14 protein-coding genes are annotated in these 16,867 nt (G+C 55.2%); 13 read left to right on the plus strand and 1 reads right to left on the minus strand.

Translation table 11 applies throughout. The features are described from left to right. The first annotated feature begins 727 nt into the window (after positions 1-727). The 11 genes from JWU58_RS01280 (at position 728) to JWU58_RS01330 (ending at position 12,834) form a co-directional block, all read left to right on the plus strand. A complete protein-coding gene (locus JWU58_RS01280; RefSeq protein ID WP_160768003.1) occupies positions 728-1,339 on the plus strand; it encodes a hypothetical protein in 612 nt (203 codons plus the stop codon). Between the two features lie 347 nt (positions 1,340-1,686). Further along, on the plus strand, positions 1,687-2,814 hold the full coding sequence (locus tag JWU58_RS01285) for a lysozyme inhibitor LprI family protein (protein ID WP_206421372.1): 1,128 nt from the start codon (positions 1,687-1,689) through the stop codon (positions 2,812-2,814). 46 nt (positions 2,815-2,860) lie between these two features. After that, complete coding sequence (locus tag JWU58_RS01290; protein WP_206422154.1) at positions 2,861-4,228, plus strand: lysozyme inhibitor LprI family protein; 1,368 nt, start codon at positions 2,861-2,863, stop codon at positions 4,226-4,228. A 204-nt stretch (positions 4,229-4,432) separates the two neighbouring features. Continuing rightward, a complete protein-coding gene (locus JWU58_RS01295; protein ID WP_206421373.1) occupies positions 4,433-5,827 on the plus strand; it encodes a TIGR01777 family oxidoreductase in 1,395 nt (464 codons plus the stop codon). Positions 5,828-5,836: 9 nt separating this feature from the next. Beyond that, positions 5,837-8,287, plus strand: coding sequence for an alpha/beta fold hydrolase (locus JWU58_RS01300; protein ID WP_206421374.1), 2,451 nt, complete (start codon positions 5,837-5,839; stop codon positions 8,285-8,287). A 20-nt stretch (positions 8,288-8,307) separates the two neighbouring features. Further along, positions 8,308-9,012, plus strand: coding sequence for a hypothetical protein (locus JWU58_RS01305; protein WP_241196145.1), 705 nt, complete (start codon positions 8,308-8,310; stop codon positions 9,010-9,012). 88 nt (positions 9,013-9,100) lie between these two features. Then, complete coding sequence (locus tag JWU58_RS01310) at positions 9,101-9,556, plus strand: hypothetical protein (RefSeq protein WP_206422155.1); 456 nt, start codon at positions 9,101-9,103, stop codon at positions 9,554-9,556. 4 nt (positions 9,557-9,560) lie between these two features. Further along, a complete protein-coding gene (locus tag JWU58_RS01315; RefSeq protein ID WP_206421376.1) occupies positions 9,561-10,424 on the plus strand; it encodes a tetratricopeptide repeat protein in 864 nt (287 codons plus the stop codon). A gap of 2 nt (positions 10,425-10,426) precedes the next feature. Then, positions 10,427-11,185, plus strand: a complete 759-nt coding sequence (locus JWU58_RS01320) for a lysozyme inhibitor LprI family protein (RefSeq protein ID WP_206421377.1) — start codon at positions 10,427-10,429, stop codon at positions 11,183-11,185. A 58-nt stretch (positions 11,186-11,243) separates the two neighbouring features. Beyond that, positions 11,244-12,332: a tetratricopeptide repeat protein gene (locus tag JWU58_RS01325; protein ID WP_206421378.1), complete on the plus strand. Its 1,089-nt coding sequence runs from the start codon at positions 11,244-11,246 to the stop codon at positions 12,330-12,332. A 64-nt stretch (positions 12,333-12,396) separates the two neighbouring features. Continuing rightward, positions 12,397-12,834 (plus strand): hypothetical protein, encoded by a 438-nt coding sequence (locus JWU58_RS01330; protein WP_206421379.1) that lies wholly within the window; start codon positions 12,397-12,399, stop codon positions 12,832-12,834. A gap of 58 nt (positions 12,835-12,892) precedes the next feature. Here JWU58_RS01330 and JWU58_RS01335 read toward each other — a convergent pair whose 3' ends face one another. Beyond that, the gene (locus JWU58_RS01335; RefSeq protein WP_206421380.1) at positions 12,893-13,255 is read right to left on the minus strand and encodes a DUF6124 family protein; all 363 of its coding nucleotides are present in this window, start codon (positions 13,253-13,255) and stop codon (positions 12,893-12,895) included. Positions 13,256-13,688: 433 nt separating this feature from the next. Between JWU58_RS01335 and JWU58_RS01340 the strand changes: the two genes are divergently transcribed. Both JWU58_RS01340 and JWU58_RS01345 read left to right on the plus strand, forming a co-directional pair. Beyond that, the gene (locus JWU58_RS01340) at positions 13,689-14,072 is read left to right on the plus strand and encodes a hypothetical protein (RefSeq protein ID WP_007920327.1); all 384 of its coding nucleotides are present in this window, start codon (positions 13,689-13,691) and stop codon (positions 14,070-14,072) included. Between the two features lie 187 nt (positions 14,073-14,259). After that, on the plus strand, positions 14,260-16,833 hold the full coding sequence (locus JWU58_RS01345) for a hypothetical protein (RefSeq protein ID WP_206421381.1): 2,574 nt from the start codon (positions 14,260-14,262) through the stop codon (positions 16,831-16,833). Positions 16,834-16,867 lie beyond the last annotated feature (34 nt).

Consider the following 16,867-nt stretch of genomic DNA (forward strand, 5'->3'; position numbering starts at 1 on the left):
CGAGTTCTAGCTGCGAGGCTGACCTGAATGGGGATGGAATCTGCGATTCGTATGGTGTTAGTCAAGAGGATGACGGTACGATTTCGCGAATTACTATAGATGTTGGTGGGGGTAACAAGTCAGTTTCGGGGGTTTTTGAACTTGGAGACGGGGGAAATGGGGACAGACCACGGTTTTAGTAATTACCCGAAAACGTGGTCTGTCCCCTTTTTTCTACCATTCAGCGAGCTGTTCCAGAGTGGGGGGCAGGGATACATAATTTATCTCCTATCGGTAATTGTAGTCCTGGCGATGGCCCTAAATATATTGGGAGAGGGGTTATTCAAATGACTGGGCGTGAACTCTACTCGAAATACGGTACCTATCGAGGTAAGAATTTCGTTTCTGGTATGGCCCATTTGGACGTTTCGGACGTAGCAGACAACGCCTGTGATAGTGCTGGATACTATTGGGTAAAAGAAGATTTAAGGGAAAGGACCCTCGCTGGTTCTTGGGTTCTAAGAGGTGTAAAAAACATACATAGAGACGCTGACGCACTTAGCGGAACAGAGCTAAGTACCGCAGCGGGATTGGCAGCGGCAGACACGAAAGTTCTTTCTTTGACCCGGCAAATAAACAGGGCTTCTCTTCACCTTGCCAGACGTCGCCACTTTTTTAAACATGCCTACTATTTTCTTTCAGAGTTAGTGTCTACACCGCCGAGTGCTTTTCATAAAAGGTCCTTGTAATGAAAAAATTATTGATTCGTCTCTTTGGGTTGTCTTTAGCCACAGTTTTGTCGGTGGCTCAGTCACATCCTCTGGTTATGTGTGGAGTTTCAATTCCAGACATCCCAGGCTTTAAATTGAACGTAAAACTTGAAGATGGTATTTGCTATGGAGAACTGGTCTCGAACGTAAGCTTGAGGCCAGATATTTTGACAGAGGAGAATGTCTTTTTAATTGAGCCTGTCGAGTTTGAAAAAAGCTTAGATGCATCTGGCCGCTTTGATAGCAATGGTAAATATAAATACAGCTATGCTGCGGATGAAGCTTTGCAACAAGGGTCAGAAACGGGAGAGGTGGATCTTGCTCATTCGTCAGCGTCGGGCTCCGCCGCAGTCAGAGTATTAATGTCCCCTTTTATGCTTTGGGACTCTGAAAAAGACAGAGCTGCAGCTGAGAGTAAGTACTCGGTGAGAAAAAAGGGGCTGTGGTTCGACTGTTTCTATGGGTTGAAAGGCGTGAAAGGTGCAACGGTCAAATTTTCTGCATGCGTGCCTAGGTCAAACCTCAAAAGTGATCCTAAGTTATCTGATATTAGATCTTCATTTGAGGCTATGACACCGAGCAAAAATTAGTAGATACAGCGGGGTAGGGGGACGGGCTGGCAACTTAATCCGTCCCCCCTCGTTCCGTTTACGTTTTCGCTTCCTGTCTCGCCGCTATCAACTCTTCCAGATGATCCAACTCACGTTCCACCATGTGGGAAATGGGTGGGAAATGGGTGGGAAATGGGGACAGATCACGGTTTTTGTAATTACCCAAAAACGTGGTCTGTCCCCTTTTTTCCAGTGTGGCGATGCGGGTGGATGTTGATGTCGTCGAGCATTGGCAAAGAGGGTAACAAATGAAGCAGCGGATAAATGAACGCCCCAAGCATCTCGCAACCCGCTTCGCGAAGATCAATGCCTAATAGCGTGAATCAATGAAAAATATATATTCGCTCCCTAGCTTTTTACCGTTAGCCTTTTTGCTTTTCAGTTCGGTGGCATTTTCTGCGAGTTTCGACTGTGGCAAAGCTTCAACGGACGTAGAAAGGCAAATTTGTCGTTCTCCTTCCTTGTCCGCAATGGATGAAAAGCTAAGTGAAGTCTTCAAGTCGATAAGAAGTCGGCGGGTTTTTCAATTAATCGAAAGTGACTGGCTTGAGTCGGAGCGTAATTCTTGTGAGTCAGTAGAGTGTTTAGAGGAAGCTTATGTTCAGCAGATAAGCTTTCTCACACCGGTTTCTATTGCGCCTAGACCAACTCAGAAAGATATTAAGTTAATGTTGGGTGATAAGCCGTACACACAGTTTGAGCACTCATGGAAGGTCATTGATTTAGCATGGCTTCCCAATGAAAAAGGGGCTGTCGAACGATTTTTGATCTCCGCTGAAACAATTTCAGGCATGTTGCATGTCATCGTGTTTGAAGGGCATTTTGATGCGGCGATGATTGCGTACCGGGGTAATCTATATGAGTACGTTGATCGCAACGACAGGCCGGTATTGCACACGATTGCGAAAGATATCGGTTTTGATGGTGCTCTGAGTTTGGGTTCAAACGACGAAGGGAAAAGGTTTGCGGGAATCTTTGATGGGGCGTTTTACTATCGACAGCAACTCTCTAAGAATCAGCTGCGGGGGATGGTTTATAAGCTCGGTTCAAAATCTCCGCCATTGGAAAGCAGTTTGCTGTTCCAGCAGTGGCCAAATACTGATGAAAATGCTGTTAGTGGTTTGACATTCGGTTGGGGTGGTGAGTATGGAAAATTGCAAGCGTACTACTCGCACACCTCAGGGTATGAAACGATAGCGCAGGCTGGTCGGCCCGAGGCCGGTTGGAATATATATGCTCCGATTTGGAGCAAGTCACGGCCGACGTTTTATTTCAAGAACGGTGATGAAACTATTTGGCGTGCCAATGTTGCGGATAAGACGTTAACAAAAATTGCGAAGGCTAGTGATGAAGGAATGATCCAGAATCCTACCCCTGTCGATATTAATGGGCGCGAAGCAGTCGTTTATCTGAATGGATCTACTCTAAAAATGGCTATCTCCCTTGAAGAATAAGCACGACTTAAAAATACACTTTCGCAAAATATTGTTGGACTTTGCCTTGAGTAAATATCTTATTCCGGTGCTTCCCGCCGTGCTGATTGGTGGTTTATCTCTGTTGGGGGGGCATGCATTTGCTGACGATGCATGTGCCGATATCACTACGAACTCTCAGAGGGAAAGATGTTCTGTGAGTGCCAAGGTTGCTGCAGATAAACAGTTGAATACTAGTTATCAAGAACTGATGGTTCGGCTCGAGGGTGGGTATCAAACGGATCCAGTTCTTGCGGCGAGCCAAAAGGCAACGGTTCAGGAGGCTCAGCGCGCCTGGATCAAACTGCGCGATACCGATTGCCAGGTCGATGCGTTGGAGACGGAACCGGGCTCTTCGGCGCATGTGTCAGCGGTGAACAATTGCATCGCCAGTATGAGTCGCGACCGTTCAGTGTTTTTGGACAATATCGCGTCCGATACCGGGAGTGGCCCGACAATTGGACGTGGCTCGTGCTCTACGCAAGACTTTGCACAGTTTCTTCCAGCATTCTCCGCTAATGTCGAGTCGCAGAAGCGACTAACTGCGCAGGCCGTGAAGCTGCTGGTATTAAAGGGGACGTCGGATATAGGGCGGATTGTGACTTACGTTACTGCGGAGGTGGGACGCGATATGGCGTTTCCCTTAATGGTGGCTGTGCCCGATGGGAAAGTGGAAGGAATAGAGATCGAGAAGGTGGATGACCGCCACGTTAACGTTGTGGATAAACGCGCCGGCAACAGCAATATCAAGATTTTCAACTTTTCGCGGAGGTCCTGCTGGACGCTTGATGGGGTTGAGGACTGGTCGATTCCTGATAAAGAGCTTTCTGTAGCCAGTACTCGGAAAATGAGTCGTGCGGAGAATTTCTGTTGGCAGCGCGGACAAGGATTTGCTGGCTTGGGCGGCCTTGAGCAATACCGACTGACAGGAGAACTTTTTGAGGCGACTTTGGAAAATTACCTGTGCGCGGCCGCTTCAGGCGATCCTATATCTAGTTCGGCTGCGGCCGGGCTGAGTCTGTCGGGTATGGCCCCGCAATTGGAATACGGCAAAGTTGAGGCTCTTTTCAAGGCAGCAGCCGTTGATTCGCCGAGCGGTGCTGAGTCGTTGGCTGGCTTCTATTGTTTTGGCAATGAATTGGCCGGTTCAGGACCCTGCCAGCGCCCGCTGGACGTTGAAAAAGAGTTGATTCGTGCTACCACCATGGGATCAACCCATGCATTCGTTTCGTTAGGCGATTATTGGAAAAGCGGCGATCTAGGAAAGAAAGATACTCCTCGCGCCTTGGCCTGTTATCAGCTTGCTGCCGACAAAGGTAACGACTCGGGCATCAATGCGATTAAGCGACTTCAGTCCGAAGTGGCCGAACCGATAGTGGCCAGCAGCTGCTTTTAGTGCGGTTGAGTGAAAAAGGGCGTTTACAGCGCCCGACGCCTTTTCACCTCGATGTGATCAAACGCGTTCCGCCATCATGGCTAACGCGTTTTCATATGCGCTGAGCCAGAATCCGCAGCGCTTAAAGGTTTAATTCTTGAGCATCTGACGACCGCGATTTTCCTTTAAACTCCCCACCCCCAAGGAATGCGCTCAGGACACGGAATGCCAGCCCCCTCGAACTCCCTTCGCCCAGCGTTAGTGCTCTGGCTATACGCCGCCGCAATCGTGCACATTCTCGCCGGCCTTACCCTGACTTGGGCCGGTCATTCCGGTTTACTCGACGGCTATCTGCACACCCTCGAACTCGCATTCTGGGGCGCCGACCCGGTACCCACTGCCGGCCACGAACAACAAGTCTGGTGGCTCGCGCTGTTCGGCGCGACGCTGCAAAGTTATTCGCTGTACATGCTCGCGCTGGTGCACTTGGGCAATCGCTTGAAAGCCCCGGCAGTGTGGGGCTGGTTGAGCGCCGGCATCCTGTTATGGGCGCCGCAGGACATGTGGCTTTCGGCGCAACAACAGGTCTGGTCGCACTTGTGGCTCGACGGTTTTGCGTTGCTGGTGTTGTTGCCGCCGCTGTTCTGGTTGTATCGGCATGACCGCCGGAAATCCCCTTCAGAAAAGACTCCGAGCCAATCCAACCCGTTTGCCGGCGGCGCTTTCAAGCGTGTGCTAATCACCGGCGGCACCGGGTTCATCGGTGAAACCTTGGTCAATCAATTACTCGACGCGGGCCACTCGGTCAGCGTACTGACGCGCGATCCATTGAGCGCGGCCAATCTATTCAACGGCCGCGTCCGCTGCGTGTATTCGCTCAGCGAACTCAGCCACGACGAAGCCTTCGACGTACTGATAAATCTCGCCGGCGCGCCCGTCGCCGGCCCACGCTGGACTCCCAAGCGTCAGGCACAACTGCTCGCCAGTCGAGTCGGCACCACCGAAGCGTTGATGACCTGGCTGAAGAACACCAAGCAGAAACCCTCGCTATGGATTCAAGCCTCGGCCATCGGTTTCTACGGCGTGCGCGATGCCAGCGAAAGCCTCGACGAACACGCCAGCAAGGGCGACGGCTTCATGGCCGAACTCTGCGCGCGTTGGGAAGCCGCCGCGCAACCGGCCACCGAGTTTGGCGTGCGTCAGGTAGTGCTGCGTCTCGGCGTGGTGTTCGGCCCCGGCGGTGCGTTGACGCCGTTGCTGCTGCCATTCCGCCTGGGTTTCGGCGGGCGCATGGGTGACGGTCGGCAGATCATGAGCTGGGTGCATCGCGACGATGTGCTTCAGGTGATCGCGCGGGCTTTCAACGATGACACTCTGCGTGGCACCTACAACATTGTCGCGCCCGAAACGGTCAGTCAGGCAGCGTTCGCCGAGCAGGCCGGCAAGGTCCTCAAGCGTCCGGTGTGGTTGCACATTCCCGCCGCGCCAGTGCGTGCAATGGCGGGGGAGATGGCGCAGCTGTTTTTCGATGGTCAGCGCGTGGTGCCGGAGCGTTTGACCGAGGCCGGCTACACATTCCGCTATCCAACCCTCGACGCCGCTCTGCGCGATCTGATCTGAGGATCGTTCATGAGCAAGCCGTTGATGTACCTGCTGGCCGGCAACGGCAGCGCTGCCGATTGGTGGGATGACGCGCTGCCGCACTTTCAGCGCTACGACGTGGTGCCGCTGGAGTTGCCGGGCTTCGGCGCCAACCCGCAGCCACCCTGCGAGGATCTGGCGGACTACGCGCAGACCTTGCTGGCGATGACGGAGCAGGGCAGCGCGATCATGGCGGTCGGGGTCAATGCGTTGCTGGTGCTGCACGCGTTACAACGTCGGCCTGGACACTTTTCCCGCAGCGTTTTGTTGGCGCCGGTGGGGGCGTTTCTCTGGCAGCGGCGGTTGCCGGCGCTGATGTCGCCACTGCCGATTCGTAAAACCATCCACTGGCTGCTGTCGAACAAACCCAGGCTGTTCGCGCGCAAGTTTTCCAACCAGACCTGGACGCCTGCGCAGTACCAGCGCATGGGCGCCGGCTATGCGCGCTGCCGTGCGTTTGTGCCGCACTGGGATCTGATTCGCGCCGACACTGCGCTGCCGCTGCTGGAGTGGATCACCGATCCGGTCGAGTTGGTTTGGGGTGATCAGGACGCTGTGCTCGGCATCGAGCAAGCGGCGGCATGGTCGGCGATTCTCGCCCGCGCTGATCTGACCATCAGCTTGAAACCCGGTTGGGGCCATTACCCGTGGATCGACTCGCCCGCCGAATTCGCGCAGTGGCTGGAGTCGGGCGAGCGCGGGTTTGTCGCGCACACCAAGGGCGGGCGTTTGCGCCTGGCTGAACTGGCGCGGCAAGCGGTACCGGCAGCGCTGACCCTCAACGATTGCACCGATCCGCGTCTGCCGGCATTTCTCGCCGCCCAACCTGATGTGACCTGGGCGGTGCGCTCCTCCAGTTATGACGAAGATCAGGCCGATTCGGCGAATGCCGGTTTGAGCACGACCTATCTGCGCGAGCCGTCCGCCAATGTGCCGAAACGCATCGCCGAACTCACGGCCGAAGGCGTCGAGGAAGTGGTGGTGCAGCGCTTCATCACGCCGCTAGTTTCCGGGATCGCGTTCGTGCGCCATCTCTCGGTAGAACTGGAATGGGTTGAAGGCCATCTCGAATCGCTCGCCGACGGTCACGTCAGCCCCACACGGGCAACGCTTTCGCGACTCGGCGATGCGTGGCGCAGCGGCACGTTCACTCCATCCCACGGCTTGACCGAAGACCTGTTGTGGTGCTTTCTGCAAGACGTGCTGCGCGTGTTCCACTACGTGCCCGGCGACGTCGAATGGGCCTGGGACGGCTCACAACTGTGGCTGCTGCAATACCGGCCGATCAGCGATTACGGCTGGCGCCGCCACCTGACCGCCGCCAATATCGCCGAGATCCTGCCGCCGCAACCGAGCGTGTTGGTGGAATACGCCCAACGCCGGGCAGCGGCAAGTATTCCGGCGATCATGGCGCGTTGGGATGCGCGGGTGTTGCAGGACAACGAGCCGTTCACTGCCGTGTTCGGCGGCGCTTCCTACATCAACAATGATCTGTTTCTTGCCCGGCTGGCCGACTGGGGCATCAGCGCCGATAACTACGCCGGTGAAGTCGGTGGTGCGACGCCGCATTTGCCGTGGCAGCCACTGAAGATGTTGCGTTCGTTGCCGCTGTTTTTGCGCATGCAACGCAAGGCTCGCAGCCATTTGCTGAGCCTTGAAAATGGCTTGCAGCGCTTTGATCAGGAACTGGCTGAACTCGTCGCCCAAGCTGCCGATGGTCAACAACTCGCAGACTGGTTCACCCGGTTTTACGTGTTCGTGGTGCAAGGCAATCTGTGCATCGCCACGGCGCTGGCCAGTAGTGGCGGCGACTGGCTTGGGCGCCCGCCGACCGCTTATGACAATCTTGAAAACAGTCCGCATCGATTGCCGTGGGAGACCGATCCCGCTACGCCTCGACCTACGGCGACTGAGCTGCCGTTACAGGCATTCCCGCAATGGTCAGGGCTCATCCGCCTCGCGCATTCGACCGGCCTGCCGGGCCTGCGCGGTTACTACCTGCAAGTACGCGAGTGGTATCGCGACAACCTGATGCGCATCTTCTTCCGCCTGCACCACGCCATGCCGCTGGCGGATCGCGAACATTGGTTTGCACCGCACCCCGATGTGCGCACCCGCGATGGCAGCTTTTGGCAGGACGGTCGCGAAGGTGCGGAGCTGGCCACCGGGTTCATGATTTATCCGGGGCAGGTGCAGGGCATTCTGGGCGAGGATATTTTGCTTGAAGACAGCCTCGATCCGGGGCGTCACGCGCATTACCAAACGGCGCGGGCGGTGATTGCACGGATGGGTGGGCGGCTGTCGCACGGCTCGACGTTGTTGCGTGAGTTGCGCAAGCCATCGGCGGTGATGCCGCAGGTGGATCCGGCGTGGGTGGGGTGTGAGGTGTTGTATCGGGATGGTGAGTTGCAATTGATCAACTCGAAGGATGTGACGTGAAACTACGATGCCTCCGCGAATTGATCTTTGGTCTGGTCGCGTTTTTACAGATGGATTATGTGACTGCCGCAGCTCCTGTACTGGTCGGTAACGAGCCCGGCCAATCGCCGGTTGCGCAAGGCCCGACCGAGACAGTTGTAGACATGAATTCGTGTCGGTTCTCCATGCCGCTGCTGCAGAACCAATGGCTGAAGTTCGACGATTTCTATTCGGTATTTATCGCAGCCAAACAACTGCCAAAACCGTCCAGCGCCCCTGGCTTGTGGCAAGCGCAGACGTCGAGTGGTGCCGACTGGCACTTCGAGAAACACGGCGACCTGAGCCAGCCGTGGTTTGGTTTGATGTGTGAAAACTCGGAGTACTTTTCGCTTCTCACCGACTGGAAACCCCCGGAAGACGATGCGTTTGCGGTGCAAATCCTGCGTGACGACAACGACCGCAGGTGTCCGGCGACCCTTACCGATCAGGGCTGGGTGCCCAATTCGCTGGCCGGTCGTGCGAACACCTATACCTTTGAGCAATGGGGCGGGGAGAACTCTTCGGGATTCATTTTCGGTTTCCACGACAAGTCACGACGGCACATAACCCGCGTCGCTTTTTGCCTGCTGAGGGGCAAAGACGTGCTGATTGGCTCGGCGGTATCGGGTTCATCCGCCCCGCTGGCGATCAGCAACGAAGGGTTCGAGCAAATCAAGAAAGCGGTGCGCGGCATTGCCTTCGAATGAACATCCCCAAAATGCATTACGTCGACGGAGCTACAGCGTGAAAGGATTTTCGCTTCTTCTCGGCAGCTTGATATTGGCTGCCGTGTCCATGGCATTCGCTGCCGATCCAGCCTTCAAGGATTACACCGTCACGCCAGTTTTCACCGGCCCCAATCATAAACTGGTGCCGCAAGAAAACAGCAGCCCAATGATGGATCAGGCACGGGTGCAAGCCCTGAAAGGCAAGGTCAACTTCGCCGGCCATTACATCCTGCACAGGCTCGGTTGTGGCGGTAGCGCCATTTGTGGCGAAGTGCTGGACGCCCAGACCGGTAAAGTGGTTGGCGGTCTGCCGAATGCTTACGACGGCAGCACGTTCGGCATGGCTTACCAGCCCGATAGTCGCTTGATCATCGTGTCCGGCATCACGCTCGACGGCGAAGAAGATGCCCAAGGGAGTGCTTTGGAAAGTGGTAACCGGGACCGTTACTACGAATTTGTGAAAAACGAATTCCGGCTGCTGAGCATGACCGACGTGGAGTCGTCGCCGATGGATGAGGAGTGAGTGGATGATCCGTCTTCTCGCGGGCAGTCTTAAGCGGTTGATGTTTGTCATGGGCCTGTTAGCTTCAGCCAATGCCTTGTCTGAAAATATTCAGATCGTGGGGGTTGGCGGGCACTTAGTGACGCTGAATGACAAGACATGGGGCAGGCCTGCTGCGGAGTCGGCGGTCGCCTCGTTTACCGCCAATGGAAAAATGTTTCCCCTCTATGTACCCGCGGTGGGTACTGAAACGCATGAGGCTTGGCTAAGTCCCGACAAGAAAACATTGCTCCTCCTTCAGACTCTGTATGGCGCTGTCATTGGCCAGGAGAGTGAAGAAATCCCGACTGAGGAAACTGGTTGCGGGGTCATTTCGATGGAGACCGGTTGCTTGCTCAGTCAGCACGCAGCCAGGTTTTGCTACGGCAAGTGGGAGGGCAATCGGTGGGCTTCCGGGGAAGAGGATGCGCCTGACCTCGTCATGCAGACGCCGTCTCCAAAGGACTTATTGAAGCAGGTCTCAAATATTGAGATGCCGCAATCTCGCGTGGAAGAACTCAAATTCAATCTTCGCACTATAAGTCCAGAGTCCTATATGGCTTGTCATCCACCGGCGCGCGATGTTCAAGCTTTCAACGACTTGGCTTTCTATTTGGCCGAGGGCGGTAGAGATGAGTTGGCGCTGAAGTTTTATCGCGGCGTTGAGGCCTTTGGTAAGCGCACGGTACTGATGTTGAACATTGCCGACTCGCTCTGGCGCCTTGATCGCAAAGATGAAGCGCAGCGCTATTACAGCCAGTACCGCGACGCGATGAGAGCCGACGGCAAGGCGCAGAAAATACCTCAACGTGTCGTTGAGCGATCCGTCATTCAGGGAATGAAAAATTGAACATGTTTGCGCGTTTTATCGCGTTGTCCTTTGGATGCCTGTTTGCCTCCTGCGCGATGGCCGAGGACGACTGCAAAGAAATCACCGTCAGCGCCCAGGTTGATCGGTGTGTGGAGGCAGCTCGCAAAGAAGCCGACACGCAACTCAATGCCAGCTACAAGAAACTGCTGGGACGGTTTGAGGCTCAACAGCGGCGCGATCCTGAGCAGGGTAAGGCGCTGGTCGCCATGGCCAGAGAATCCCAGCGCGCCTGGATCAAGCTACGCGACACCACGTGCCCGCTTGAAGCCACGGAAATCGAGCCTGGGGTGGCAGCGCATGTCACGACGATCAACAACTGCATGGCCAGACTGAGTCTGGAACGTGCTGCTTACCTGGACACAATCGTCGCTGATGAGCCGGGTAATGTGGTCGATCTCAACAAGGTGTACCTGTCCAGCTCCCAGCGCTTCGGCGATGTCGTGGCACGTTATGTCAGCACCTTTGGCAGCCCATGTCTGACGGTCCAGATACTGGCGCCCAACGGCGGTTGGAGAGTGCTGTCCTCCAAGCGGTTTTGCAGTTTCGAGGGCAAGGCATTTTGGACGGACTATGCCGATGCCGGGTTTGAGGATCATGTGTTTGCCGAGGATGGGTTGCACGTGACGCTCAGTTTGACGGAGCTTCGTGGGCTCGGAGAGAAGCGCCTTGCTTGTGTGATTCCGATCAAGAACGAGCAAATCAAAGAGCTGAAATGCGGCGCGCCTGAACCCGGTGCCTAATCGGGGCTCAATTGGGACGTATTTGGACATCATTTGATTGAATCAAGGATTGAAGAAAGTGAAACGCGTATTGCAGAGCGTTCTCTGCGCTCTAACTTGTTGTCTCGCTGTACCGGGTTCTCCCGCGCTTGCTGCGCCCCAAGTCCTCAAGGAAATTCCGGCTAGCTTGTTGGGTGATGCATCACGGCAAAACGTATTTGTTCTGGCAGGAGATGCGGACGAGGCCTCCAACCGGTTGTTGATTGCGCCGGTGCAGGCACGTAATGAGGACATATTGCTCGATACGTCGAAGGCGCTGCCTCTGATCAAGAGTCAGTACTCGTCTGCGCTTCAAGGTGTCTTCAGCGTCCATGTACTCAAAGGTCGCCCTGGCGTCATGACTGTCATTGATCCGCAGGCTGAGGAAGCTGTGGTCAAGCAGCCGTTCGTTGAGGCTGGGGATTACATCGCGCTGGTGACCAGCGAGGAAGATAACGCGGTTTACAACTTCAACCTGTTGTTCGCCTTCAACAGAGGTTCAAAGCAGTTTGAGCTGAAAGCTCTGCTGGAGGTGGCGAATAACGACTCCTGTGACCGGTCGCTTGTTAGCGCAGTGGAGTTGCCGGTGCAGACACTGGGCCCCGTCACTCTCGCTTCTTTCGATGGGCGTGAAGTGCTGCAGAAGCTGCAGGTTGCTCATACTGGCAGTATTGAGGGCGTTAGAAAGAAATTGATGACCGTCAATTCGGCTGATTTGCTGGATATGGCGCTGGCAGCCTACCGAAAGGGTGATGACTCTTCCTTCAAGGATACGATGAGCTCCGCGTTGATGGGCGGTGGCTCGCATGACACTTGTCCCCCGGATAGCTATATCGTCGCAAAGTACTACTACCCGCAGCGTCCCGGCTGGTCCAACGACCTCGGTTTTCTGCTCGGCGAGGCGGGTTACTACGCTGAGTCGATTGAGTTGCTCAATGCAGTGATTGCCAACCACCCAAACAGGACGGTTGCTTACCTGAATCTCGCTGACAGTTATTGGGCCGTGAACGATAAAGAGCGGGCGGTGGCGGCGTACAAGCAATACGCATCGCGAATGTCTGAAGCGGGGAAGGTTTCGAAGATCCCGGCGAGGGTGGGTGAGCGCTGTGCTGGACTCTCCAAGAAATGATTCGGGCCCTATTCCCGTAAAGTTCGCAGAAAAGCACTTTCAATTGCCCATAAGTCGCTAAGGAATGATCGGTTTGAAATCGTCGTTTGCGTTTATTTCTGCGCTTCTTCTAATACCGCTGACTGCCCTAGGTGAGGTTACCACCGAGGTTTCCTGCTTCCGTTCGTTGGAAGGCAAGAACATCAATTTCGAGTTTCGATCCTATTACGACACCGTCTCACGGTGGAGCGGAGCAGGGGTCAAGTACACGAAGTCCCGAAAGGTCATTCCACTTGTCTATCGGAGTGTCGAAGAGGAAGACATGGCAGAGGGGCGGCCTTCTCAGTTCACGACAACTTGGGTAGAAGTGTCCGAAGACTCGCTGACAGGCGAATATGAAATGGTCAGCCAGGGTGCTCGAATTTACGGGATGACTTACACGAACTACAAATCCGGAAATAAGTATTCATTTGAACAAGACATCACCATGGATGCATCTCCAGAGACAGGCTGTCGGTGGTAAGACAGGGATCATCGAGAAAGGGTGCTCAACGCCCCCTCTTTATCATCCGCGGATCTCGCTAAAACTTGGCAGCCAGGTTCCGCACTTCAATGTGATCAAGCGTCCCTTCCACCATCAATCTGACCCCGTCCGCCATCCTACTCAATGCCAATGCAACCGAGCGGCGTGAGCCATCTATGTCGTCCGCAAGATCCGCAGCGATGATACTGATAGACAGCAGGTCTTCCGAAGCGTTGGCCAGGAGGGCTTCGGCGTCGATGTCCGGGTTCAGGCTGAACAAGCCTTCACGGCGCGGGGCCTGAGGGAGGTCGGATTTGCCGAAGTGGTGATTGAGGGCGCGTTCGGCGGCTTTATGTAGTTTTCTTGAATCGAAGGATTCGTAGGGGGAGGTGTCCTCGGTGTTGGCAGTTGAATTGGTCATCGGTGTAAATCCCTTGGAGTAAGAAGAAATTGCTCCCGAATTCGGACTTGCACATCCGGTCACCGAATAGCCGATGACGCAGAAAGCCTATCGGTGATCTTCAAGCTCGCCTAGTTCACGAACAGCCCCGCACTTCGCAGGAAATTTCCCATGGATTCGCGGGCCGGAAGATCAAAAGATCGTAGGCTTCGCCGGCTCCTACAGGGATGTGTTTCAACAGGTGTAGGAAAGGTGAGCGGTGAGACGCGGAGCGTCTCGGGATGCGTTTCCACGCGGAGCGGGGGAACGATCAGGGGTGAACGTAGAATCGTGACTTGGCAGTCATCGTGCGGGAAATGGTCTGCATCCTCTTCCAACAGCTTCAAATACTGGCGTTATCGTCCGAATCCCTTACACTGCCCCGGCCGTTCATTTTCCTTTTGAGGCTGTGCGCATGAAATTTCGTTTTCTTCTGTGGATGATGGGTTTGTTGATGGGTAAGGCCAGCCGGACAAATCCTGCGTTCCAGCAGCAGTTGGGTGACAAGGATCTGGTGTTTCAGTTGCAGACGCTGGACGGGAAAGTGGCGCGGCATTTCGTGGTCAAGGATCAGCGCATCACCAGCAAGTCTGGCGTGGTGGCGGAGCCGGCGTTTGCGATTGCGTTTAAAGATGCCGGTTATGGCTTTGCCACGATGCAGGCGAAGAACAAGCAGTTGGCGTTTATGCAGGGGATTCAGGACAAGTCGATCCAGCTCAAGGGCAACCCGGCGCTGGTGATGTGGTTTCAGGGGTTGATGAAGTATTTGAAGCCGAGGAAGGCAAAGGCCAAAGCTTGAGATTCTCCTGGTTGGCTCCAAGCGAAGCGCATTGAAGAATGGTGTGCTCGCTGGCTCGCAAGGTTGCTGTTTAGGCCTGTAAAGACAGTCGAACTGTCATTTCTGTCAGGTGCTTTGCTCATCTTCGCGATGCTCTACTCAAGCTCTGGTCCCGTAAAGGACGCAACGCACTTGATGGAGCAAGAACATGACTCAGGCTCACGCTCAGGTCTTTATAACCCCAGGTACCTCCGATCCCTCTTTTGCCCTGAATGGTTTATTGAAGTTGCCGATACCGGGCATCGCGAGCCATGAGGCTGCGGCCGTTTTGGCACTCCCCGACAGGAAATTGCTGGTCGCCCTTCCTCAGGAAGGAAATGATGCGCCGCTTGCCATCGCACGATTGAACGAAGACGGGACGCTCGACAAGTCCTTCGGAAGTCATGAGACAGGTTTCGTCGAGATATCTTTAGTCAACGCTCGCATCAGTGCCGTGTTTGGGCTCGATGCGTTGCAGGACGGCGGTTGGCTGGTGCGCGTTCAATACTTCACACAGAAGGCCGTCGACGCTGGCCAGGCACTGATTCGCCTGCAAGACAGCGGTGAGCTGGACGATTCGTTCGGCGATCACGGCATCAGTCTACTTTCCTATTATGAGATTCCGGGCTCCCCGCTTGCGTCGTCGGCAGGGGCGGAGTTGAACCGAATGTCCTCCTCTGCAAATGGTTCTACCGGCTCGGTAGTTCAGCAGGCCGATGGCAAAATCGTCCTGCTCCATTTCCTGCTGATCGATGAGCCATGGCCATCACCCGTGGTGATGCGTCTTTTGGCGAACGGCTCGCTCGATCAATCATTTAACGGCGCGGGCTACGTCTCGGTGGATGTCGGTGCCACCTCGAGCACCGCCGGCGCTATCGCTGTTCAAGCCGATGGCAAGGTGTTGGTTTGCGGATCCTTTCAGAATGGTGAGACAGGCTCCGGAGTTTTTCTGGCACGTTTGGACGCAGCGGGGAAGTTGGATAGGGAATTCAACAACGGACAAGCGAAGCTGATTTTCAACGAGGATGGCGAGCGCTCTCTGAAAGCCATTTCGGTGCGCGGAAGTGATGGCCGGATCGTTGCGGTCGGTGATGCCTGGCAAGAAAACGTCCACGGCGGGTTAGTGGTTGTGCTGACCGCCAGTGGAGCGGCCAATCTTGTATTCAATAATGGCCAGCCTCTGTTTTCCCCGTTACTGCCAGACGGGTTGTCGTGGTGGCATACATCACAGCTCGACGGCTCGATCATTGTCGTTGGTGCCGGGGATTCAGCGGTAATGACCGCGCGCTTTCTTGCTGACGGCAAACTGGACACGGCCTTCAACGGTATTGGCTATACGCTCTTCGATGACGTCGCGGGGCCAGTGTTTCCTCGGGATCTGGCAATCATGGAGGGCGGCCGAATAGTGGTGTCCATGACCCACACCAGCCTTTCTGATCCTTCACGGGTGGATGGCTGGATCACTCGCTATCTCAGCGCAAACCTGACGGGTGGCACGCTTGATTTTGATCCGTCTTTTGGTGACAGCGGCATCGTCAGATTCCCCCTTGGAGGACTGTCTGAGTTTGACGTAAGAGCGCTGCTGGCGCTGCCCGACAACAAGTTGCTGGTGGCTGTCCGTCGACGCAAGGATGGCCTGGAAACGCTGATCGCCCGGCTTCTGGAGAACGGCCAACTGGACCTTGAGTTTGGTGAAGAAAGGACCGGATTCGTCGAAATCTCACTCAAGGACGGTCTATATATGCACTCGATGCTCGAGCTGACGCCGTTCCCGGATGGTGGTTGGCTCGTTCGCGCCGAGTACCAGAGCAATGGGCCTGTTGTTTCTGCTGGGCTGGTTGTTTTGAAACAAGACCAAGACGGGCGGCTGGATCAGGACTTTGCTGACCAGGGTGTGCGTTACCTTCCTTATGCGCAGATGGGGAGCGCGGGTCATACCGGCGACGCTGTCTTGCGGCAGGACGAGAAAATTCTTCTGGTCAGCTCCGTCGAAGAAAGCATTGGCCGTTTGAGTGGCATCGTCATGCGGCTCAATCCGGATGGCTTCAACGACATCACATTCAATGGTGCGGGGTTCGCGTTTGTCGAACTCGCTGGCATTGCACACCAGCACAGTTCTGCGCAGGTGGTCGCGCATCAACCTGACGGCGGTGTAGTGGTTGGTGGCAGCTACAGCGGACCCTCTTCGGGCGCTTACGTCATTCGATTCGACGCTAACGGCCAGATCGACAGGTCATTCGGCGAGAGCGGTAACGGCGTCGTGATCATCTCTGGAGAGGATGATATCCACCTGTCCGCCATTTCAATTGTGGATGGCAAAATTGTTCTTGCAGGGTCTGCCGTCAGGGACGGTGCCATGCGAGGAGTGATTGCGGTCCTCACCTCCAAAGGCTCCTACAATCTCGTATTCAATAACGGTAAACCGTTGTTCTCCGACTTCGTCCCGCAAGGCTTGAGGTGGTTGCACTGTGTGGCGCGACTTGACGGTTCAATCGTCGTCAGCGGCGATACCGGGATCGGAGTCACTGACGATGATCCGAGTGCGATCACGGCGAAGTTTTTGGCAGACGGAACACCAGACCTGTCATTCAATGGCACAGGGTTCAGTATTTTCGACGAGGACGGCGTCCTGGAAGCTCTTCATGACATGACGGTATTGGCGGACGGCCGAATTGTAGTGGGAGGGTATTTCATTGGAAGCTTCCCGAACCCGCAGGGCTGGGTGATTCGGTACCGCGGTTGATTACGCCAATAATCAACAGTTGGCCGCAACGCAC

Source organism: Pseudomonas atacamensis, from assembly GCF_017167965.1.
GTDB lineage: Bacteria > Pseudomonadota > Gammaproteobacteria > Pseudomonadales > Pseudomonadaceae > Aquipseudomonas > Aquipseudomonas atacamensis.